We start from the raw sequence: 20,110 nt of genomic DNA on the forward strand, positions 1-20,110 counted from the left end.
CCCGTATCATTGCTTTTCTTTATTGGTCCTGCGCCGGCAGCCAATTGCCGGAAATAACCCGCGAATGCCCGCGGAATTCGGCGATGACTGTATCGCCGGCAGTGACGCGCACGTCATAGATTCCGGAGCGGCCGCCGCGCGTGACCTCGCGCGCTTTTGCGACGAGGCGATCGCCGAGCTTGCCCGGCTTGATGAAAGTGATCTGGCCCTGCGCCGCCACGACGCGGTCGTTATGCGAGTTGCACGCGAAAGCGAAGGCGGAATCGGCCAGCGTGAAGATGAAGCCGCCATGGGCGATGCGCTGGCCGTTGACCATGTCCGGCCGCACATTCATCGCCAGCGTCGCATAGCCCGGCCCGATCTCGACGATCTCCATGCCGAGTCCTTTGGAGGCATCGTCCTCCGCCCACATCGCATCCGCGCAGGCGCGGGCAACATCCTCGGGCGACAAGGAGGCTTTGACGTTCACGCGCTTCTCCCGTCCGATTGTTTGCACACGATGTTCTGCTGCCTGGCTCAAGCTGTCAAACGTGGTCGTAATCGACCACGACCCGCTCCGACGATGGTTTCGCCTGACAGGTCAGGACAAAGCCGGCCTTCAGCTCCCAGGGTTCCAGCGAGTAGTTGATGTCCATCGGCGCCTCACCTTCCACCAGTTTGGCGCGGCAGGTCGAGCACATGCCGCCCTTGCAGGCGAAGGGTAGATCGACGCCGGCGCGCAGTGCGGCATCGAGGATCGCCTCGTCCTCGGCGACCGGCACGTCGCGGCGCTTGCCGTCGATGATCAGCGACGCGATCGCTTTCGGCGGCGCGTCCGGCGCAACGATCTTCTTCGGCCGCGGCTTGCCACCGAATTCGGAGACAAACCGTTCGACGTGGATACGATCTTCCGCGATGTCGAGATCTCGGCAGGTCGCCTCGATGTCCTCGCTCATGCCGGACGGACCGCAGATGAAGACGTGATCGACGCTTTCCGCTGGCACCAGCGAGCGCAGCAGCACCCTCACCTTGTCACCGTCGAGCCGGCCGTGCAGGATCGGAATATCCTGTTCCTCGCCCGAGATGACGTGGAAGATCGAGAGGCGGTCGATGAAACGGTCCTTGAGCTCTTCAAGCGCCTCGAGGAACATGATGTTGTCAGTCGTGCGATTGCCGTAGAACAGGAAGAAGTGGCTGTCCGGTTCGCGCGCAAGCGTGCCCTTGACGATCGACAGGATCGGCGTGATGCCGGAGCCTGCGGCAAAGCCGACATGGATGCGGCCGGCGCCGGCCGGCGGGATCACGCCGAAGCGTCCCGTAGGCGTCATCACGTCCAGCGCGTCGCCACACTTCAAATCGTCCGCCGCCCAGCTCGAAAACGCGCCTCCATCAACCTTCTTGACGGCGATGCGTATCTCGCCGTCGTCGGGGCCGGAGCAGATCGAATAGGAGCGGCGCACTTCCTCGCCATCGAGCATGGTGCGGAGTGTGAGGTATTGGCCGGGCGTGAAGGCGTAGTCGGTCGCAAGCTCGGTCGGGATGGCAAATGTCAGCGATACGGCGTCCGTCGCCTCGCGGCGGAGGTCGTTGACGGCCAGGCGATGGAAGCGTGGTGCGGCTGCTGACATGATCAATGACACTTAAAATAATCGAAGGGTTCGCGGCAGGTCCTGCAGCGCCAGAGAGCCTTGCACGAGGTGGAGCCGAATTCGGACAACAACTCGGTATTCGCCGAGCCGCATTGCGGGCACGTAACAGCCTGCTCGCCGAACAGCGCGCGGCGTGAATTCGAAGCCTGCGGCGGCGCGATGCCGTAGGCGTGAAGCTTCCGGCGGCCCTCTTCGCTCATCCAGTCGGTGGTCCAGGCCGGCGACAGCACGGTGCGGACCTTTGGCGTGCGGAAACCTGCGCGCTCCAGCGCGACCTCGATTTCCAGCGCGATCATGTTCATGGCCGGGCAGCCCGAATAGGTCGGGGTGATCGCGACCTCGACGTGATCGCCGTCGAGCACGACATCACGGAGCACGCCGAGATCGGCGATGGTCAAAACCGGGATTTCGGGATCGACCACGCTCGCCGCGGCATCCCAGGCCCGTTGGCGCAGTTCGCTATGGGGCTCCAGCACCGTCACCATGTCTGCCCCGGGAAAGTGCGCTGCATCGACTGCAGCTCGGACAGAAGATGGCCAAGATGCTCGCTGTGCCGCCCGGAACGACCGCCTTGCTGCATCCAGCCGGTCTGCGGCAACTCGAGCGTGGCTTCACTGACGACACCCGAGAGCGTCGTCAGCCAGCGACCGCGCAAGCTTCCGGGATCGACGGCGATATCGGCATGGATCAGGGCGCGCTCGCCTTCATCGACGGCAAACATCTCACCGGTGAAGGCCCAGAGATGATCGATCGCGGCCTGCGCGCGGGCGTGGCTCTCATCCGTACCATCGCCCAGCCGGATGATCCACTCCGAGGCATGGCGAAGGTGATAGGCGCTCTCCTTCTCCGACTTGGCGGCAATCGCAGCGAGCGTCGTATCGCGCGAGATCATCATGGCGCGCCAGTAGAGATCGGCGAAGGCGGAATAGAAGAACTGCCGCACCAGCGTCTGGGCAAAGTCGCCGTTCGGCTGCTCGAGGAGCAGCAGATTGCGATACTGCCGGACATCGCGAAGGTAGGCGAGCTTGTCTTCGTCGTTGTCCTTGCCTTCGGCTTTGGCTGCGTAGGTGTAGAGTTCGCGGGCTTGGCCGATGAGGTCGAGCGCGATGTTGGAGAGCGCCATGTCCTCTTCCAGCATTGGCGCATGTCCGCACCATTCCGACAGCCTGTGTCCAAGGATCAGTGCGTCGTCGGCGCGGCGCAATGCGTAGAGCACCAGCGGCGTCTCTGAGACCTGGATGTTCGCGGCGGGCATCACATGTGCCCCACTTCGTCTGGCACTTCGTAAAACGTCGGATGCCGGTAGATCTTCGATTCCGCCGGCTCGAACATCATGCCCTTGTCCGCGGGATCGCTTGCGGTGATCGCCGTCGACGGCACGACCCAGATCGAAAGACCCTCGCCGCGACGGGTGTAGATATCGCGGGCGGCCTGCAAGGCCATCGTGGCGTCGCTCGCATGCAGCGAGCCGACATGCTTGTGCGCGAGCCCGTTGCGGCTGCGAATGAAGACTTCCCACAGCGGCGTGTTCGGCGTGGCCATCGCGATCTCCCTACTCTGCCGCTTGTGCAGTTCGACGTTGCGCGCGCTTTGCGGCATAGGCCTCGGCCGCCTCGCGTACCCAGGCGCCTTCGTCATGCGCTTTGCGGCGCGCAGCCATCCGGTCACGGTTGCACGGGCCGTTGCCGGCGAGCACCTGCTTGAACTCGGTCCAGTCGATCTCGCTGTAACGCCAGTGCCCGTCCGCATCCTGAATCATGCCGGGATCGGGAATGGTGAGGCCGAGATATTGCGCCTGCGGCACGGTGGCATCGACGAACTTCTGGCGCAGCTCGTCATTGGAGAAGCGCTTGATCTTCCATTTCGTCGAGGTGTCGCTGTGCTGGCTGGTGGCATCGGGCGGTCCGAACATCATCAGCACCGGCCACCACCACCTGTCCAAGGCATCCTGCGCCATCGCCTTCTGCTCGTCCGAGCCGCGGCACAGCGTCAGCATGATCTCATAGCCCTGGCGCTGGTGGAACGACTCCTCCTTGCAGACGCGGATCATCGCGCGCGCGTAAGGACCGTAGGAGCAGCGACACAGCGGGATCTGGTTCATGATCGCCGCGCCGTCGACCAGCCAGCCGATGGTTCCGATGTCGGCCCAGGTCAGCGTCGGATAGTTGAATATCGAGGAATATTTTGCCTTGCCCGCGAGCATGGCGTCGACCAGCTCTTCGCGCGAAGTGCCGAGTGTCTCGGCCGCGGCATAGAGATACAACCCGTGGCCGCACTCGTCCTGCACCTTGGCGAGCAGCGCGGCCTTGCGGCGCAAGGACGGCGCGCGCGTGATCCAATTGCCTTCGGGCAGCATGCCGACGATTTCGGAATGAGCGTGCTGGGAGATCTGGCGCGTCAGCGTCTTGCGATAGGCCGCCGGCATCCAGTCGTTCGGCTCGATGCGCTCTTCGGCATCGATGCGCGCCTGGAACTGCGCAGCTTTGGCCGCGTCCTCAAGACCGCGATCATCGGTCTCGGTCGTGTTCAGCGCCTGGGTATACATGCGCGTCCTCCCATTTTATTGAGAGGGAATATATAACAAGAATTATCTCATGCAAGATATTTCTGTAACATAATGATCAAGTCGCGAATCGCCTTTCCAGCAGCTTCCGCGCCGGCAGCAATGGCCCCTTATCATTGGTTCCATGGCCATCAAGCCATTGTTCCGATGGGGCAAGCAGCGCGCGATAGATGTCGCCGCACAGAGCGCGGGCGGCCTTGCCCGGCCAGTTCGCCGGAAGCAGGCTCTCGGGCAGCAGCGGATCGCGCAGCACCACGCGGCGGTAGTGGTGGATCAGGAGGATGCGCGCCGTGAAGGCGTCGGCCTCGGACAGTTCTGTGCCGCGCCCGATCGCCGCGCGCAGCGGCTCGAAGGTCTTCATGAACTTGAGATAGGCGTCCGCGGTGCGGTCCAGTGGCCAGCTCGCGCTGAGCAGCCGGCGGCCGCTGTCATCCTCGGCGGAGACTTCCAGACGGATGGCGCCCGCGGCCTCGTCCGGCACTGGCACGCCTGATGGGGCGACCCACACGCCCGGCAGCGGGCTGCCGAAGCCGGCATTGCGCAGCGCCTCGCGCGAGGCGTCGCGATCCTCGCCATTGCCGATCAGCAGCAGCTCGAAGCGCCCGGTCCAGTCGGACGGCGGCGGATCGTAGATATGGCGCGTCGCGGCCTCGAAGATCTGGCGGCCCTTGTCGGCTAAGCGGTAGAAACTATTGCGGCCGACCTTTTCGCGCGTCAGCCAGCCATCGGCGGCAAGCCGCGACATCGCGGTACGCACCACGCCGCTGTCGATGTCCAGGCTCTCGAAGAATTCCAGCAGCGTGCCGAGCCATACCGAACCGCCACGCGGCACGATGGCATCGCCGAACACCGTGATGACGATGGAGCCGGTGCGCGACGGCTCGCGCTTGAGCTGCTCGATGATGCGGGACAACGGATGCGCCATGCGCGAGGCATAGCGCGTTTGGTGCGGGCGCGACAATGGACGGGTGCGACGGTCTTCTCCCTCGCCCCGTTCTTACGAGGAGAGGGTCGGGGTGAAGAAAAGCCCTACCGATGCGGATCGGGATAGATCACGCTGCGCCAGCCGCTGCGGTCGAAGGGCCGCCACTGGCCTTCCTTCTGCGCGAGGCGGTCGGCGACGGCATAGACCGCAGCCGGGTGATGGCCCATGCCGCAATGGCTGCTCTCGATCTCGATGCTCTCGGTCTGCGCGGCCGACTTCTCCATGCAGCCCTGCCAGGCGCAGACGCCGTCGGTGCGGCTGAAGATCGCCGTGGTCGGCACCGGCGGCGGGACGGCGAGGTCGCCGCCGAACTGCGGATCGACCTCGTCGGACTTCCGACCGCTCGCCCATTCATAGACGCGCCAGGCATTGGTCGAATGCGGATTGCCGGCAAAGGGGCTGCCGAGCGTGATCACCTGGCGCACGCGGTCGGGCATCATCTTGGCGAGCTGGCGCGCATAGAGGCCGCCGAGGCTCCAGCCGACTAGGCTGATCTTGCGGCCGTGCCTGTCGCTGAGCTCCTGGACCAGGTCGACCATCGCGTTCTGCACGCCCTCGCGCAGGCCGTAATTGCGGCCTTGGCGCCAGCCGCTCACCGCATAGCCCTTGCCGGAGAGAAAGGTGCGCAGTGCACGCGTGGACCCGTCGGAGGCCACGAGGCCCGGCAGAACCAGCACCGGATGCCCATCGCCGCGCGGCGCAAGGCTGAGCAGCGGCAGCGCGCCGAGGAATGCGCCGAACTCGTGGATCGCTCGCCCTTCCAGGAACATCAGGGTGCGAGACGGCGGGCTCAGCGTCTGGGCAGTAGCGGTCATCAATGGTCCCCTTGGGAGAATTGCTGAAAAGGCCACCGGTTGTTTGCCGGCAAACGGGTATGGGATTCCAACACGCCGGCTTCTTGATCGTTCCGCAACGCAACATGAATCAGCTAGGCAGCGGGTTCCCGACATTCAAGCGGGTGAAACTCGAGGCCACAATAGGCCGGCGCGTTAATGCTGGCGTCCGTGACGCAAAAGTCACAACCATCGAAGCAGGAATTCTACGGAGTAAAGCGCAAGACCCGCGAGCCCGCCGATCAGCGAGCCGTTGAAGCGGATGTACTGCAGGTCGCGGCCAATGTTGATTTCGATCAGCGAAATCAGCTGCGCCATATCCCACGATTTGACTTGGTCGGAGATGAAGGTCGAAACGCCGCTCTTCTGGTCCGCGACGAAGCTGCGCAGCACCGCGACCAGACCCTTGTTGATCTCGCCGCGCAGCTCGGCATCGCTGGCGAGCGCTTCGCCCGCCGCGACACACATTCCGGCGAGATGATGCTGCAGCACCTGCGTCTCGCCGCTTGCGCTACGCTCGATGAAGGAGCGCGTGTTGGCCCAGACGGTGCGGGCGAGATCGGCGAGCTCGGGACGCGCGAGCAGATCGCGCTTCAAACCATCGATTCGGTCGATATAGGCCTGGTCGGTGCCGAGCCGGTCGACGAAGCTCAGCACCATGCGATCGAACTCACCGCGAAAAGCATGTTTGGGATCGCTGCGCACTTCATTGAAGAAAGCGGTGGCGGAGGCCACGATCTTGTTCACCAGGAACTTGTCGGCGCGATAGAGCCTGAGCAAGGTCGGCAATTCCGCGCGCACCTTCTCGCGGATCATCGCCATCGTCTCGGTCTGGTTCAGCGTCTCGTGCATCACGCGCAGGAGATCGTCGAACAGGATCTGGTGCCGCCCTTCCGCGACGAAACCGCGCAACGTGCCGGCCGCGAGCGGCGCCAGGTCGATCGCCTGCAGCTGCGAGGACATGCGGCGAAGGATGAAGGTCATCAGGCCCGAGCTTTCCGTCGCGGAGACGGCCTCCGGCAGCAGGCGCAGCGCAAAGCGCGCAAGGTCGTCACTACGCTTGCGGTCGCGCAGCCAGTCGGCAACGAAGGAGCCGAAATCGATCTCCTTCAGCTTGGCCTCGACGGGAGCAGCCTCGAGGAAATGCACCTGGATGAATTCGCCGAGCTTGTCGGCGATACGGGCCTGGTTGCTCTGGATGATCGCGGTGTGCGGGATCGGCAGGCCGAGTGGACGCTTGAACAGCGCCACCACCGCATACCAGTCAGCGAGACCGCCGATGGTCGCGGCTTCCGCGAAGGCCGCGATGAATCCGAACACGGGATGCACGGGCAGCAGCCATTTCGCGACGACGAACAGAACAAGCGTCGAGCCCAGCACCAGCGTCGCCAGCGCTTTCACGCGGCGAAGCTCGGCTGCACGTTCAGCATCGCCGGGGGAGTCGAAAGAGAAGGTGCCTGATGGAGTCATCACAGCATCACCCTATCCGTCATTGCGAGCGAAGCGAAACAATCCAGAGTCTTTCCACGGAGGCAGACTGGATTGCTTCGCGGAGCCTGTCATCGGGCCGCGCTTCGCGCGGACCTGTTGGCTCGCAATGACGGCTGCGGCGCAAAAACAAGGCCCGCCGAAGCGGGCCTCAAATTCAGTTTCTCGTCTCAGGCAGATCAGGCGGTCTTGTTGTAGACCTTGGCGAAATTGTCCTGAGCGGACTTCGCACCGTTGGCGGCGAGCTTGCCGAAATAGTCGGTGGTCGCCTTGGCGCGCGAGACGAACGCTTCGCCGCGGGCGCGGAGCAGGCCGGACTGGATCTCGACAGCTTCGCTGAACGACTTGGCGGACGCGAGCTTGTCGATGCCCGCGAAGAACGCCTCGGCGTCTTCGTAGATCGCCTGCTGGATGTTGCGGCTGATCTTGCCGGCTTCGGTAACCGACTCGGTCACCGCGTTTTCGACGGCGGCGGTCACGCGCTCGGAGCCAGCGAACACCTCGGCAGCACGATCCTTGGCGGTGTTGGCGGACTTCTTGACGAACTCGCGGGCGGCCTCGGGAACTTCCAGGTTCTGGATGTTCTTGAACGCGTCCTTGAAGCCTTCGAAAGCGGTATTGGTGGTCATTGGGGTCTCTCCATCCTCATTGAGTTGAGCTATGGGCTCACCCCGTCCGGTTTTGGCCCGGGGCACGGCTTATATGGCATAGTTAATTGTGCGATGCAACATTCATATTGCAGTGCGATATCACGGAACCGTGAAAAGCCTTAATGTAGGGCAATCTGGCGCCTCCCTGACCATTCGGGTTCCCGAACACCCGTCCAGTGGTTCTCAAAGCTGGACGGCACCCGGCAGCCCATAGGCCTCCATCTGGGCCTGGACCTGCGCGATGTTATGACCGAGCACGACGATGTCGTGGGTCTTGCCATCGACGTCCCGGACGTGGTCGCGCAGCAGCGCCTCGGCCTTGAAGCCGAGGCTCTCGAACAGCGTGATCGCCGCCTGCTGATCGACCGTCATCTGGACCGAGAGCTTCTCAAGGCCGGCGCCGAGCGCGAGTGCGAAGGTCTCCTGTGACAGCGTCCGTCCCACCCCCTTTCCGCGCACGTCGAGCGAAACCACCATCCGGATCTCGCCAACATGGGGCGACCAGGAGTGCGGGTCGCGCACCAGCGTGCCGCAGCCGACGACCGTGCCGCCCCTGACTGCGAGCAGGCTCGTGATCGCGCCGCGCTCGATCTCCTTCACCCAGGCGGAGAGCACCTTCGGCTCACTGATGTTGCGCGGCAGGAACAACAGGTCGTGGGTCGGCAGGCCCTTGCCGAAGGCGAGCACCGCGGCTTCGTCCGCGGGCGACATCAGGCGGATCTCGATATCGCCGGCGTCGGTTTTGACGTGACGCGGATAGGAACGCTGCTCGCTCATGTCGATCTCTTCCCCAGCCAGGAATCCAGTTTCGGCCATAGCCGCTTCACCGCATTGGCGCCGGCGACGAGCGAAACGTGACCGCCCTTCAGCATCACCTCCACCTTGTCCTCCGATCCAATCTTGGCGATCAGGTGCTTTGCCGCCTCATACGGCACGATGTGGTCGTGTTCCGCCACCGCATGCAGGAACGGCACCTTGATGTCCTCGAGCTTCGCAGCACGGCCGCCGACCGACATGGTGTCGTTGAACAGCTTGTTGTCCCACATCAGGTCCTTGGTGATGGTGCGGAAATATTCGCCGGCCAGCGGCAGCGTGTCGGTCGCCCAGCGGTCGAACATCCGGTAGGATTTGACGAACTCGTCGTTCCAGATGTTTTCCCAGAGTTGGATCTGGCTGACGGTGCGGGAGGCCGGGCGCAGCATCTCGAACGACGACAGGATCATCTCGGGCGGCACGTTGCCGACGCTGTCGACGAGGCGATCGACGTCGAAATAGCGACGGTCGGAGAAGTTTGAGAACAGCTTCATCTCGCGAAAGTCGATCGGCGTGGTGAAGCAGATCAGATTCTTCATGGGCCCGTCCTTGTGGATCGAGCCGTAGAGCAGCGACAGCACGCCGCCGAAGCAATAGCCGATGACGGAGACGTCCTGTTCGCCGGAATCCTGCTGCACGCGGCGGATGCAGTCCGGGATGAAGTCGAGGACATAGTCCTCCATGCGGAGGCTCTTCTCCTCCGGCCGTGGCGCGCTCCAGTCGAGCATGTAGACGTCGTAGCCGCGCTTCAAGAGGAACTCGATGAAGCTCTGGCCGGGCACGAGGTCGAGAATGTAACCGCGATTGGTGGTCGCCATCACGATCAAGATCGGAATTCGATAGACCTCGTCGGACATCGGCCGATAATGGTAGAGGCTCATCGTGCCGCGCGAATGCAGCACGTCCTTCGGCGTCGAGCCCAGCGTGGGACCGGACGTCGAGAAATATTCGACGCCCTTGATGCTGCGCTGGATGGCGCGCTGCACCTCGGACTGGATGCGCTCCGGGATCCCTGCGAAATCTAATCCGGCGGGTGCATTCATGCCTGCTCTCCGCCTTCAGATGGCGGCCGCTTGGTGCGCGGCGGGCGCAATGCGGTGTCGCCGCCCTGAGAAATGCCGGAACTTGCCGCCATCTGGCTCAGCATCGATTTGATCTCACCGATCTGTCCTTCGATGGACTGTAACCGTTCCGCAAGGCCGGTGACCTGATCCCGACTCGGCAGATTCATGGAGACCAGATATTTCTCCATGAGCTCGCCGAGCTGCTTCTGAGCACCTGCAGCAACGCCGCCGGCCCGGTTCACGGCTTGCGAAAACTCGGGCGACGACATGGCCTGGTTGGCGAAGGAGTTGAACCCCTTTTCCATCTCGCCAACCATCTTTTGCCACACGGCGATGGGGTCGTTGCTCTTGTCGGTCATCGGCGTCCTCCTGAAATCGAGAGCTTCGATGCCCTTCCCTTTTTTCCGCTATACCACACCCTTGCGCGGTGCCGGTCAACCGGCAAGCAGCGGGTTCGGTGTCGCGAACGCGGCTTCATTGCGAGGGGAAACCGTGCGATACAGCATCAATCAAAAGCCGAGGGAACGCACCCGTGAATGCCTATCAGCCGCCGCAAACCGTCCGCGCCAACGGCATCGACATCTGTTACGAGATTTTCGGCAACGACAATGCCGAGCCGCTGCTGCTGATCATGGGGTTGGGCGCCCAGATGATCCACTGGGATGATGCGTTCTGCGAGCAGCTCGCCGCGCACGGCTTTCGCGTCATCCGGTTCGACAATCGCGACATCGGCAAGTCGAGCCATCTCACAGGCGGCAAGCGTCTGACGCCGCTCGAGCTGTTGAAGCTCCGCTTCCTCAGGATTCCCGTGGCCGCAACCTACAAGCTGATCGACATGGCGAAAGACACCGTCGGACTGATGAATGCGCTCGGCATCAAGTCGGCGCATCTGGTCGGGGCGTCCATGGGCGGCATGATTGCGCAAGAAGTGACGTTGTCGTTTCCCGAGCGCGTGCGCTCACTGACCTCGATCATGTCGACGACCGGCAATCCGCGCGTGCCGCCCCCGACACGTGAGGCCGCCGCGATGCTGATGGCGCCGCCGCCGCGCAGCAAGGAGGAGTTCATCGTCCGCTACGGCCAGACCTGGAACGTGTTGCGAGCCGGGTCCTTTCCGGAGGAAGAGGCGCTCGATCCCGGTCGTGCCGAACGCGTGTTCGCGCGCGGGCTCAATCCGGCCGGCGTCGGCCGGCAGCTCCGCGCGGTGCTCGCCTCCGGCAGCCGCAAGGAGCGGCTGCATGGCGTGAAGACGCCGACACTCGTCATCCATGGCACCGTCGATCCGCTGGTCCGTCCCGAGGGCGGCAGGGATACGGCAGAGTCAATTCCGGGCGCCAAGCTGCTGATGATCGACGGCATGGGCCATGCGCTGCCGATGCGCTTCTGGCCGGAGATCATCGGCGCCATCGCCAAGCACGCGCATGGCGCAGCGGCGCAGGCGGCGTAGGTTGACCGGCGCAGAAGGTCTCCTCGCGGTGACCATGTGAGCTGCCGGTTACTCTCTTAACGCGAGCCGGTGCGAAAGCTATACAGGTCTTCCTTCAACGGGCAGGAAGAGGCTGCAGCCTCTCGGAGTTCACATGCATCACATCGTCCGGTCAGCCGCGATCGTCGCTGCTTCAGTCATCACGCTGTCCCTCGCCAGCGGCGCCGCGATGGCGGGTAGCGCGCAAGAAGAAGCCAATCGCAAAACTGTCCTTGCCTTCTACGAAAAGGGGCTCAACCAAAAGGATGCCGATGCAGCCCTCGCCTATGTCGGCGACCGTTATGTCCAGCACAATCCAAACGCGGCCGATGGTCCGGACGGTTTCCGAAAGTTCATCGGCTTCCTCCGCGAGAAATTCCCGAGCTCACACAGCGAGATCAAGCGCAGCTTCGTGGATGGCGACTACGTCATCCTGCACGTTCACGCGGTTCGCGAGCCCGGCAGCAGGGGCAACGCGATCCTCGACATCTTCAAGCTGGAGAACGGCAAGGTCGTCGAACACTGGGACGTCGTTCAACCGATCCCGGAAAATCCGGCGAACAACAACACGATGTTCTGACATCGTAGCCCGCGCGCCGTGCCCACGATGCATCGGCATCGACGGGGGAAATGGTGGGCACGCTTCGCTTTGCCCACCCTACTTTTTCTTGGCCATCCAGATCACGTGACGCGCGCCACCGCCTCTTCCGGTGGCGCGAATGTTGACTTCGTTGACGTCGAAGCCAGCACTCCCGAGCCGCTTGGTGAAGGCCGGGTTGGGTCCCGAGGACCAGACCGCGAGCACGCCTCCCGGCCGCAGCGCCGTCTTCGCAGCCTTCAATCCGCTCGCATTGTAGAGCGCATCATTGCCCTTCCGGGTCAGCCCTTCCGGTCCGTTGTCGACGTCGAGGAGAATGGCGTCGAAGGCCGACCGCTGCGTGCGGATGATTTCGCCGACGTCGGTTTCCTGGATGCTCACCCTGACATCATCAAGGCTGTCGCCGAACACCTGCGCCATCGGGCCCCGCGCCCAGGCGACCACCGCCGGCACGAGCTCGCAGACCACGATCTTCGCCTTGCTTCCGAGCACGGTCAGCGCCGCACGCAGCGTAAAACCCATGCCCAGGCCGCCGATGAGGACGACAGGTTTTGCGACCGCCTCGATCTGCTTCGCTGCGAGCGTGGCGAGCGCAGCCTCCGAGCCCGACAGGCGGTTGTTCATCAGCTCGTTGGTGCCGAGCTTGATGGAAAACTCCTTGCCTCGCCGCATCAGGCGAAGCTCTTCATCGGAGCCGGGGATTTTGGCGGTATCGATCTTTTCCCAGGGAATCATGCAAGAGCTTTAGCATGTCCCGGCCGCCGGCCTACCCTCCCGCCCACACGTCCAGCACATACCGGTTCTTCGCGCCCATCTCCTCGATCCAGCGGGCAGCCGTGGCGGCATCGCTGCCGCTCTTCTCGCGATGGATCGCGACCAGCGCCGCCTTCACGTCGGGCTCCATCTTGCTGCCGTCGCCACAGACATAGACGATCGCGCCCCGCTCGATCAGCGGCCAGACCTTGTCCTTGTGCGCGGTGAGGACGTGCTGCACATAGGTCTTCGGGCCCTCCGCGCGCGAGAATGCCGTGAACAGCTCGGTGATGCCGCTCGCCGCCAGCGCCTTCAGCTCGTCCACGTAGAGAAAATCCTGGTCGGGATGCCGGCAGCCGAAAAACAGCATGGCCGGACCGAGCGCGGCGCCCTTCGCCTTGCGCGCGGCGCGCTCCTGGAGGAAGCCGCGGAACGGCGCCACTCCCGTGCCCGGGCCGATCATGACGATCGGCACGGATGGATCGTCCGGGAGCCGGAAGCCGGCCTTGGTCTCACGCACGGTTGCGTGGATCACGTCCCCAGCGCGCCGATTGGCGAGATAGTTCGAGCAGATACCCTTGTAGGTGCCGCGGCCGGAGGCGGCCGGTCCTTCAACCACGCCGACCGTCACGCTGCAACGAACCGGCTCGACCGACGGCGAAGACGAGATCGAATAATAACGCGGCGCCAGCAGCGAGAGCATTTCCAGATAGACGTGGAACGGCAATTCGCAGGCCGGATATTCGAGCAGCAGATCGAACACCGATTTCCGCCTGGCCAGAATCTCGCTGCGATAGCGCTCGAGTGTTTCAGGCTCCTCGCCAAGGAAGGCCAGCAGCTTCGGCTTGGTCACCGGGCAGCGGGTGTGCTCGGCCATGATCTGGATCTGCTTCCACGTCGCCACTTGCTGGAGCTCGACGAACTCGCTGAGCAGGCGACCAACCGACACGGCATCGCCCACCGGCAATTGCGCGCGGCGGCCTTCGGCGACCTGAAGCCTGATCTGGTCGGCCGGCAGGAAGCCGAAGCGGCGGGCAACGGAATCCACCAGCGTCGGGTCGTTGCGCGGGACCACACTCAGATGGTCGCCGACCCGGTACGTGATGTTGGACGGCAGCTGCACCTCGATGTGGCGTGTCGAACGCTCCGACGGATTGGAACCGGCCTTGTTCTGAAGCTCGTTATTGACCAGCACCTTCATGGCCACCGCGCCGCCCTGGGCGACGATGGTGTTGACGGCGGTCACCGCGACCGGCTCGATCGCGTAGAGCGGATCGTCCTCCGCGGTACGGGTGAAATTCCAGTCGATGCCGAATTCCTTGGTCGCGACCTGGGCGGCTGCCGGGAACCATTTCTGAAACTGGCCATCGAGATCGCTGCGCGCATCGCCCTCGCCGCGCGGATAGACCGCGCGCGCACCATGCGCCGATAACTGTTCGTCGATGAAGCGCGGCACCGATTGATAGGTCGCGGCCCAGTCGCTGTTGCCGCAGCCGAACACGGCGTATCGCACATTAACAAACGCCTCCTTCGGCAGCTCGTCGCCGAGCCATTTGACAAATTGCGTCGCGTTGTCCGGCGGCGCGCCGTTATAGGAGGCGCAGATGATCAGCACGCCGCCCTCCCGCGGCAGCTTGCCGACGTAATCGTCGAGCGGCCCGAGATGCACGGCAAAGCCGTTGATCTCGGCAAGGTCGGCCATGCGCGTCGCGAGCTCCTCGGCGGTGCCGAGATTGGAGCCGTAGAGTACCAGCATCGGCGTGTTGTGGCCGGGACGCGCGGTGGGCTGACGCGGAGCCTTCGGCGCCGACGACACCGCTACAGGTCCGCCATAGGCACCGCGCTCGCGATCAGCGCGCGGACGGACCTTGATCTTGAAGCCTTCCGGCTTCATCGTCAGCGTTTCCTTCAGATGCATCTGGTAGCGCTGGTGGTCGATCAGCTTGAAGCGCTGGAGGATCATGCCGAGCGCGAGCGCAGCCTCGTGCATGGCGAAGCCGCGGCCGATGCAGGCGCGCTGGCCGTTGCCGAACGGCTTCCAGGCATTGATCGGCCGTTTGGCTTCCGCCTCCCGGCTGAAATTCTCCGGATCGAACGCGTCCGGGTTCGGCCCCCAGACCGAGGGATCGCGATGCAGCGCGGTCACCAGGATGGTGGTGAACGTACCCTTCCTGAGCTTGTACTTGCCGCCGCCGATAGTCTCGTCGTGCAGCGGCGAGATGCCATAGGCCGGCGCCGGCGGCCATAGCCGCAGCGCCTCCTTCAGGATCTGGGTGATGTAGGTGAGCTGCGTGATCTGCTGATAGGTCGGACGCACGTCGACATTGGGACCGAGGACGCGATCGACCTCGTCATAGGCCTTCTTGAGAATGTCGGGGTGCTTGAGCAGCGCATAGAGCGTGCACGACAACAGGCCGCTGGTGGTCTCGTGGCCGGCGATCAGGAACGTATTGATCTGATAGCGGATGTTGACGTCGTCGAGTTGCTCGCCGGTCGAGCGATCGACGCCCGTCATCATCGCTGCAAGCATATCCTTCTTGTCGTCGGCCGCCTCGCCTCCCTTGCGGCGCTCCGCAATGATCTCGTCGACCATCTTGTTCATGAAGTCGACGTCTTCAGCCATGGTCTTGCGCCGCTTCTGCATCCAGAGCTGCTCGAACGGCAGGCCGCGCGTCATCATGATGGTTTCAAGCGAGCGCACCAGCGACTCGACGAAAGGATGGTAGTCGCGCCGGTAGAACGAATTGAAGCGATAGTCGAAGCCGCACAGCCCGATCGTATCCAGCGTCAATGCCGTCATGTCGTGGACGACGTCGATCTCGTCGTCGGCGTTGAGCCGTTCCCATTTGCCGACGAGCTGCTCGGCAATGTCGACCATGCTCGGGTGATAGGACTGCATGGCGCGGTTGCCGAAGGGCTGGAGCAGGATGTTGTGCGCCTTGCTCCAGTTCGGCTCCCTGGTATCGGCCGTAAACAGGCCATCGCCGCCGACCGCGCGCACCCGCCGCAGTGCACCGCGCACCGTCTTGTCGAAACGCTTCTCGTCCGACAGCTCGTCGACGAGGTCGTGGCCTGAGACGACCACGATCGGCGAACCCATCATGTCGAGCCAGAAGATCGGCCCCAGCTCCTTGGCAAGCCGGGTCAAATGCTGCACCGGTGCGGCCGAATCCAGCGACAGCATGTTGCCGACCACCGGCTTGGTCGGCGGCTGCGGGATCGGATCCAGTCGATTCTTGGATGACATCGAAATGTAGTCCCCCTGCTTCAATGTCGTCATTGCGAGCGAAGCGAAGCAATCCAGAAATATGTCCGCGGAGGCAGCCTGGATTGCTTCGTCGCTTCGCTCCTCGCAATGACGAGTTCGCAATGATCAGCTAGCCAAACCGCCTTCTACGCCATTCGATCAGCTTCGCGCTGACCTCCTCCGGCTTCTCCTGCTGCGTCCAATGGCCGCTGTCCTTCACCAGATATTTCTCCAGGTCAGATACCAGCGTCTCCATGCCTTCGGCCGCCGACGGCGGCAGCACGGCATCGTTCTCGGCCATGATCATCAATGACGGCACGCGCACGTGATGGTCCAAGCCTTTCGCGCGCTCCCAATTGCGGGTGAAGTTGCGATACCAGTTGATGCCGCCGGTGAAGCCGGTTTTCGTGAACGTATCGACGAACACCTTCTTCTCGTCAGTCGACAGGATCGGTGCACGCGGATCGTGCTTTGCATCATAGGCCGCGATCATCTGCGGGAACGCGAGATTGGTCTTTGACGAGGCGCCGACACCAGCGATCGGCGGCTCCTCCGGTTTCGCCGCCGGCCGCGCCAGCGGCTTGCGCATGAAGGCGTCGAACGTCTGCTCGACGCGGCTGCTAAAGACCCTATCCGGCTCACGCGCGGGATCCTGGAACTGGACGATATACATCTGATCGCCGAAGCGTTGGCGGAACAGCGCGATCGGGTCGATCGGCGCGCGGTCCCAATGCGGCGTGTTGACGCCGACCACACCGGCGACGCGCGAAGGATGCCGCAGCGGCATCTGCCAGACGACGAATCCGCCCCAGTCGTGGCCGACGAAGATCGCTTTGTCGACCCCGAGATGATCGAGCAGACCGACGAGATCGCCGGTCAAATGCTCCATGTCGTAGTCCTCGACCGGTTCGGGCCGGTCGCTCGCGCCGTAGCCGCGCTGGTCCGGCGCGATCACGCGGATGCCGGCCTCGCTCAGCGCCTTGATCTGGTGGCGCCAGGAAAATGCGAGTTCAGGCCAGCCATGGCACAGCACGATCGGCGGCTTGTCATCGGCCGGGCCGGCCTCGTAGTAGCCCATGCGGATTCCGTTCGTCTGCGCGAACTTGAGCGGCGGCATTTCAATCATCGACACATTCCTACTCCGCGGCGCCCCTGATGTCGGCCGACGGCGGCGCATAGGCCGCCTCCAGCGCGGCGAATTCTTCCGGCAGCATGTCGCACATCACCTGTACGTGCGGAATGATGTTGGCGCCGACGATGAAGCCGAAATCGAGCTGGTCGCGATAGCTCTGCACGGTGATGTTGAGCGCCTGCCCGTGCGTCGAGATCGACACCGGGAAGATGTGCAACAGCTCCGCTCCCGCGGCGTAGAGCGTCTGCCGCGGCCCCGGCACGTTGGACACCGTGATGTTCGCAGCCGGCGGCAGCACATTCGACAAATCAGAGCGGCTGTAGAGCAGCGCCATGATCTGCACGACGATCGGCGTGCCCAGCATCGAGATATTGGAGATCTGCGGCATCAGTGCCCGCAGCGGATGCGACATCTCCTTGGACTTGGTCGATTGCGCGATAATGGCTTCCAGGCGTGCCTTGGGATCGTCGATGTTGGTTGCGATCGAACAGATCATGCCGAACACCTGGTTGTTGGCCTCGGTGTTGCCCTCCTCGCGCAGCGAGATCGGCACGGCGGCGGTCAGGGACTTCGCCGGCAGCGTTCCGTGTTGTTGGAGGTAGCGCCGGACCACGCCAGAGGCGAGCGCCAGCACGACGTCGTTGAGCTTGCCGCCGGCCTGCTTGGCCAGCGCCTTGGATCGCGACAGCGATATCGAGACGCCGGCGAAGCTGCGCTCGGACGAGATTGATTTGTTGAGCATGGTCGGCGGCGACACCATGCTGGCGAGGCTCTCGCGCGATTTGGGATCGGATATCTTGCCGAGCACGTCCGAGACGCTCTTGACCATGGTGGGGATGTTGCCGGCAAAGCGTACCGCACTCTCGATCTGGTACATCGCATTGTCGAACAGGATCGAACCGATGTCGCTCTTGCCGGTGCGCGGCAGTTGCAGGTTCTTCGCGGCCGCCGATGCATCGAGCGGCTGGGTGAAGAGCTGCTGGTAGGAATCGACCAGGTTCGCTGCGATGTCGCGCGGCTCCTGCCCGGGCTTCGCTCCCGCGGTCGGCGGATCGACCTTCCGCGGGATCGGCGAGATATCGTAGATCATGTTGGTCAGCGCCGCACCGGCGCCGCCATCGATGGCGGCGTGATGCATCTTCGAATAGAGTCCGATCTCGTTGTCCTTCATGCCTTCGAACACGTAGAACTCCCAGAGCGGGCGGGCTCGGTTCAAGAGCTTGGCGTGCATCCAGCCTACGATGCGTTCGAGCGTGGCGCGGTCGCGCGGCTGCGGCAGGCTGGCGCGAAAGATGTGACGGTCGATGTCGAACTGATCGTCCTCGACCCAGGAGGGATGATCGATGTCGAGCGGCGCCTTCTCCAGCCGCGCCTTGAGGATCGGCGCGATGTGCAGGCGCGAGACGATCATCGCCTTGAAATCTTCGAAGAAGTCGCCCTTATAGTCGTCCGGCAGGCGAAAGATCGCCATGCTCCCGACATGCATCGGCATTTCCGGCGTTTCCAGATAGAGAAACGACGCGTCCAGCGACGACAGCTTTTTACCGTCAGCCATAGTTCCCTCCGGAGTATTTGACGGGCGCCTTAGGCGGCGCTTCTCGTCAGGCCGATACTGCCTGTTCCGGCGGGGCATATGCAATGGCAAACGGCCCTGCCCGGTCAAATGGCCAGAACTCCCCCTCCGGTTGCGCAAGGCGGTCTGCCACGGCCCACAGCGCTGCGGGATTCACCCCAAGCCCGATATGGCTCGCCAGGTGCACCTCGATGTTCTCGGCACGGTCGGAGGGACGCAGCAGGCAGGTCCGCCAGTTCACGATGCCGTCCGCGCGCGAATAGATCGACGTCGCCGGCACCGGAAGATCGCCGGCGATCGCCGCGCGCAGCTCGGCGAAATCCTCGACACGCTCGCCGGACATCATCTCGTAGAGCCGCGTCGCATTGGTCGCCCGTACGTCATTGGCAAAAGGGCTGCCGAGCGTGATGACGTTGCGGACCATGTCGGGCGCCTGGAGCGCGAGATCGCGCGCATAGACGCCCCCGAGACTCCATCCGACCAGGCTGACCTTGCGTCCGCTCGCAGCATGGATTTCGGCGAGACGGGCGCGCAACGAATCCCGCATCCGTCCGAACCCGCCGAAATTACGGCCCATCCGCCAGGCATGTGCCTCATAGCCGAGCTCGCTGAGATAGCGCCGCATCGGCGCCATCGAGAGGTCGCTGGCGAGGAAGCCAGGCAGCGCCAGCACCGGATGGCCATCGCCTTTGGGCGCCCGCATCAGGACCGGCGACAGCAACAGGCTGGCGTTGAGTTCGAGCAACCCACGGGATTCGGCAAGCAGCAGAGCAAGGCCGGGCGGACGAAGCCGGCCTGAGGTCTGCGGCCCGTCCGGACCGGGCGGCATTATTTCTTCTTATCGCCGCTGCGCGTGCCGCCGAGACCGGCCATGGTGACGAACATGTCCTGAAACCGCTCGGCGAGCTTTGGATCGAAGGTGAACCAGCTCTGGATCAGCGACTCCGGCGAGACCTTGTCGATGTTGCTCAGAACCTGCTGCTGCAGCTTGTCCATCACCGCCGTCTGCATCGGTGCCAGATCCGGCAATCCGATGAACTGGCGGGCCTCGAGGGGGGTGCAGTCGATTTCGATATTAACTTTCATGTCCCCTCCAGATGAGATTCGAGCGGCCTGCCGCAGTATCGCCGCGAGACGGTGTGCAACGCAAGCGACCTGAGGCCGGCGGCAGCCTCCGGCTTCCTCGATCGGCGGATATGGTCAATCAAAATTGCTCGCCCGCGCCCATCCACCCCTCAATGCCGGTCACCATTGCTGCACAGCGGTGCAACTTGGCGCGTTCCTTGCTGGAATGGCGCTTGCACGGGTCGAGAAGTCT

At 63.6% G+C, this 20,110-nt stretch carries 21 protein-coding genes; 2 read left to right on the forward strand and 19 right to left on the reverse strand.

What is annotated here, in order from left to right:
* Nucleotides 1-19 precede the first annotated feature (19 nt).
* The 13 genes from paaI to ABIC03_RS06575 all read right to left on the reverse strand — a co-directional run bounded on the left by paaI (nucleotide 20) and on the right by ABIC03_RS06575 (nucleotide 10,383).
* On the reverse strand, nucleotides 20-469 hold the full coding sequence (paaI, locus tag ABIC03_RS06515; protein WP_275170513.1) for a hydroxyphenylacetyl-CoA thioesterase PaaI: 450 nt from the start codon (nucleotides 467-469) through the stop codon (nucleotides 20-22).
* 55 nt (nucleotides 470-524) lie between these two features.
* Nucleotides 525-1,607, reverse strand: coding sequence for a 1,2-phenylacetyl-CoA epoxidase subunit PaaE (gene paaE, locus ABIC03_RS06520; protein WP_354056484.1), 1,083 nt, complete (start codon nucleotides 1,605-1,607; stop codon nucleotides 525-527).
* 2 nt (nucleotides 1,608-1,609) lie between these two features.
* A complete protein-coding gene (gene paaD, locus ABIC03_RS06525; RefSeq protein ID WP_354056486.1) occupies nucleotides 1,610-2,113 on the reverse strand; it encodes a 1,2-phenylacetyl-CoA epoxidase subunit PaaD in 504 nt (167 codons plus the stop codon).
* The gene (paaC, locus tag ABIC03_RS06530; protein ID WP_275170510.1) at nucleotides 2,107-2,883 is read right to left on the reverse strand and encodes a 1,2-phenylacetyl-CoA epoxidase subunit PaaC; all 777 of its coding nucleotides are present in this window, start codon (nucleotides 2,881-2,883) and stop codon (nucleotides 2,107-2,109) included. Before paaC ends, paaD begins: the two co-directional genes overlap by 7 nt.
* A complete protein-coding gene (paaB, locus tag ABIC03_RS06535) occupies nucleotides 2,883-3,170 on the reverse strand; it encodes a 1,2-phenylacetyl-CoA epoxidase subunit PaaB (protein ID WP_211396968.1) in 288 nt (95 codons plus the stop codon). The genes paaC and paaB overlap by 1 nt, the downstream gene beginning before the upstream one ends.
* Before the next feature lie 10 nt (nucleotides 3,171-3,180).
* Entirely contained in the window at nucleotides 3,181-4,173 is a 993-nt protein-coding gene (gene paaA / locus ABIC03_RS06540; protein ID WP_354056487.1) for a 1,2-phenylacetyl-CoA epoxidase subunit PaaA, read from the reverse strand.
* Nucleotides 4,174-4,249: 76 nt separating this feature from the next.
* Complete coding sequence (gene paaX, locus ABIC03_RS06545; RefSeq protein WP_354056489.1) at nucleotides 4,250-5,116, reverse strand: phenylacetic acid degradation operon negative regulatory protein PaaX; 867 nt, start codon at nucleotides 5,114-5,116, stop codon at nucleotides 4,250-4,252.
* Nucleotides 5,117-5,220: 104 nt separating this feature from the next.
* Nucleotides 5,221-5,991: an alpha/beta fold hydrolase gene (locus ABIC03_RS06550; protein ID WP_354056491.1), complete on the reverse strand. Its 771-nt coding sequence runs from the start codon at nucleotides 5,989-5,991 to the stop codon at nucleotides 5,221-5,223.
* 201 nt (nucleotides 5,992-6,192) lie between these two features.
* Nucleotides 6,193-7,479, reverse strand: a complete 1,287-nt coding sequence (locus tag ABIC03_RS06555; protein WP_354056493.1) for a DUF445 domain-containing protein — start codon at nucleotides 7,477-7,479, stop codon at nucleotides 6,193-6,195.
* 197 nt (nucleotides 7,480-7,676) lie between these two features.
* Entirely contained in the window at nucleotides 7,677-8,126 is a 450-nt protein-coding gene (locus ABIC03_RS06560) for a phasin (RefSeq protein WP_354056495.1), read from the reverse strand.
* Nucleotides 8,127-8,330: 204 nt separating this feature from the next.
* A complete protein-coding gene (locus tag ABIC03_RS06565; protein ID WP_354056497.1) occupies nucleotides 8,331-8,924 on the reverse strand; it encodes a GNAT family N-acetyltransferase in 594 nt (197 codons plus the stop codon).
* Nucleotides 8,921-10,003 carry a PHA/PHB synthase family protein gene (locus ABIC03_RS06570; protein WP_354056499.1) on the reverse strand — a complete coding sequence of 361 codons (1,083 nt, stop codon included), beginning with the start codon at nucleotides 10,001-10,003 and terminating at the stop codon, nucleotides 8,921-8,923. Before ABIC03_RS06570 ends, ABIC03_RS06565 begins: the two co-directional genes overlap by 4 nt.
* Complete coding sequence (locus ABIC03_RS06575) at nucleotides 10,000-10,383, reverse strand: hypothetical protein (protein WP_354056501.1); 384 nt, start codon at nucleotides 10,381-10,383, stop codon at nucleotides 10,000-10,002. Before ABIC03_RS06575 ends, ABIC03_RS06570 begins: the two co-directional genes overlap by 4 nt.
* 173 nt (nucleotides 10,384-10,556) lie before the next feature.
* Between ABIC03_RS06575 and ABIC03_RS06580 the strand changes: the two genes are divergently transcribed.
* Both ABIC03_RS06580 and ABIC03_RS06585 read left to right on the forward strand, forming a co-directional pair.
* Nucleotides 10,557-11,471 carry an alpha/beta fold hydrolase gene (locus tag ABIC03_RS06580; RefSeq protein ID WP_354056503.1) on the forward strand — a complete coding sequence of 305 codons (915 nt, stop codon included), beginning with the start codon at nucleotides 10,557-10,559 and terminating at the stop codon, nucleotides 11,469-11,471.
* A gap of 133 nt (nucleotides 11,472-11,604) precedes the next feature.
* Nucleotides 11,605-12,069, forward strand: a complete 465-nt coding sequence (locus ABIC03_RS06585; RefSeq protein ID WP_354056505.1) for a nuclear transport factor 2 family protein — start codon at nucleotides 11,605-11,607, stop codon at nucleotides 12,067-12,069.
* A gap of 78 nt (nucleotides 12,070-12,147) precedes the next feature.
* On the opposite strand, the gene ABIC03_RS06590 is transcribed toward ABIC03_RS06585, so the two are convergent.
* From ABIC03_RS06590 to ABIC03_RS06615, 6 genes are all read right to left on the reverse strand, one after another.
* On the reverse strand, nucleotides 12,148-12,822 hold the full coding sequence (locus ABIC03_RS06590) for a spermidine synthase (RefSeq protein WP_354056507.1): 675 nt from the start codon (nucleotides 12,820-12,822) through the stop codon (nucleotides 12,148-12,150).
* Between the two features lie 31 nt (nucleotides 12,823-12,853).
* The gene (locus ABIC03_RS06595) at nucleotides 12,854-16,087 is read right to left on the reverse strand and encodes a bifunctional cytochrome P450/NADPH--P450 reductase (RefSeq protein WP_354056509.1); all 3,234 of its coding nucleotides are present in this window, start codon (nucleotides 16,085-16,087) and stop codon (nucleotides 12,854-12,856) included.
* A 130-nt stretch (nucleotides 16,088-16,217) separates the two neighbouring features.
* The gene (locus ABIC03_RS06600) at nucleotides 16,218-17,213 is read right to left on the reverse strand and encodes an alpha/beta fold hydrolase (protein ID WP_354057521.1); all 996 of its coding nucleotides are present in this window, start codon (nucleotides 17,211-17,213) and stop codon (nucleotides 16,218-16,220) included.
* A 10-nt stretch (nucleotides 17,214-17,223) separates the two neighbouring features.
* Nucleotides 17,224-18,774, reverse strand: a complete 1,551-nt coding sequence (locus ABIC03_RS06605) for a WS/DGAT/MGAT family O-acyltransferase (RefSeq protein ID WP_354056511.1) — start codon at nucleotides 18,772-18,774, stop codon at nucleotides 17,224-17,226.
* Nucleotides 18,775-18,820: 46 nt separating this feature from the next.
* Nucleotides 18,821-19,621, reverse strand: a complete 801-nt coding sequence (locus ABIC03_RS06610; RefSeq protein WP_275170497.1) for a lipase family alpha/beta hydrolase — start codon at nucleotides 19,619-19,621, stop codon at nucleotides 18,821-18,823.
* Nucleotides 19,621-19,878, reverse strand: coding sequence for a DUF6489 family protein (locus tag ABIC03_RS06615; RefSeq protein WP_007593837.1), 258 nt, complete (start codon nucleotides 19,876-19,878; stop codon nucleotides 19,621-19,623). Before ABIC03_RS06615 ends, ABIC03_RS06610 begins: the two co-directional genes overlap by 1 nt.
* Nucleotides 19,879-20,110: the final 232 nt, after the last annotated feature.

Source organism: Bradyrhizobium sp. RT6a (assembly GCF_040547675.1).
In the GTDB taxonomy this organism is placed as follows: Bacteria; Pseudomonadota; Alphaproteobacteria; order Rhizobiales; family Xanthobacteraceae; genus Bradyrhizobium.

What these genes read in the sequence shown, in the direction of transcription:
- paaE (WP_354056484.1), bottom strand. Translation starts at nt 1,607, where the DNA reads ATGTCAGCAGCCGCACCACGCTTCCATCGCCTGGCCGTCAACGACCTC.
- paaD (WP_354056486.1), bottom strand. Translation starts at nt 2,113, where the DNA reads ATGGTGACGGTGCTGGAGCCCCATAGCGAACTGCGCCAACGGGCCTGG.
- paaC (WP_275170510.1), bottom strand. Translation starts at nt 2,883, where the DNA reads ATGCCCGCCGCGAACATCCAGGTCTCAGAGACGCCGCTGGTGCTCTAC.
- paaB (WP_211396968.1), bottom strand. Translation starts at nt 3,170, where the DNA reads ATGGCCACGCCGAACACGCCGCTGTGGGAAGTCTTCATTCGCAGCCGC.
- paaA (WP_354056487.1), bottom strand. Translation starts at nt 4,173, where the DNA reads ATGTATACCCAGGCGCTGAACACGACCGAGACCGATGATCGCGGTCTT.
- paaX (WP_354056489.1), bottom strand. Translation starts at nt 5,116, where the DNA reads ATGGCGCATCCGTTGTCCCGCATCATCGAGCAGCTCAAGCGCGAGCCG.
- ABIC03_RS06550 (WP_354056491.1), bottom strand. Translation starts at nt 5,991, where the DNA reads ATGACCGCTACTGCCCAGACGCTGAGCCCGCCGTCTCGCACCCTGATG.
- ABIC03_RS06555 (WP_354056493.1), bottom strand. Translation starts at nt 7,479, where the DNA reads ATGACTCCATCAGGCACCTTCTCTTTCGACTCCCCCGGCGATGCTGAA.
- ABIC03_RS06560 (WP_354056495.1), bottom strand. Translation starts at nt 8,126, where the DNA reads ATGACCACCAATACCGCTTTCGAAGGCTTCAAGGACGCGTTCAAGAAC.
- ABIC03_RS06565 (WP_354056497.1), bottom strand. Translation starts at nt 8,924, where the DNA reads ATGAGCGAGCAGCGTTCCTATCCGCGTCACGTCAAAACCGACGCCGGC.
- ABIC03_RS06570 (WP_354056499.1), bottom strand. Translation starts at nt 10,003, where the DNA reads ATGAATGCACCCGCCGGATTAGATTTCGCAGGGATCCCGGAGCGCATC.
- ABIC03_RS06575 (WP_354056501.1), bottom strand. Translation starts at nt 10,383, where the DNA reads ATGACCGACAAGAGCAACGACCCCATCGCCGTGTGGCAAAAGATGGTT.
- ABIC03_RS06585 (WP_354056505.1), top strand. Translation starts at nt 11,605, where the DNA reads ATGCATCACATCGTCCGGTCAGCCGCGATCGTCGCTGCTTCAGTCATC.
- ABIC03_RS06590 (WP_354056507.1), bottom strand. Translation starts at nt 12,822, where the DNA reads ATGATTCCCTGGGAAAAGATCGATACCGCCAAAATCCCCGGCTCCGAT.
- ABIC03_RS06595 (WP_354056509.1), bottom strand. Translation starts at nt 16,087, where the DNA reads ATGTCATCCAAGAATCGACTGGATCCGATCCCGCAGCCGCCGACCAAG.
- ABIC03_RS06600 (WP_354057521.1), bottom strand. Translation starts at nt 17,213, where the DNA reads ATGATTGAAATGCCGCCGCTCAAGTTCGCGCAGACGAACGGAATCCGC.
- ABIC03_RS06605 (WP_354056511.1), bottom strand. Translation starts at nt 18,774, where the DNA reads ATGGCTGACGGTAAAAAGCTGTCGTCGCTGGACGCGTCGTTTCTCTAT.
- ABIC03_RS06610 (WP_275170497.1), bottom strand. Translation starts at nt 19,621, where the DNA reads ATGCCGCCCGGTCCGGACGGGCCGCAGACCTCAGGCCGGCTTCGTCCG.
- ABIC03_RS06615 (WP_007593837.1), bottom strand. Translation starts at nt 19,878, where the DNA reads ATGAAAGTTAATATCGAAATCGACTGCACCCCCCTCGAGGCCCGCCAG.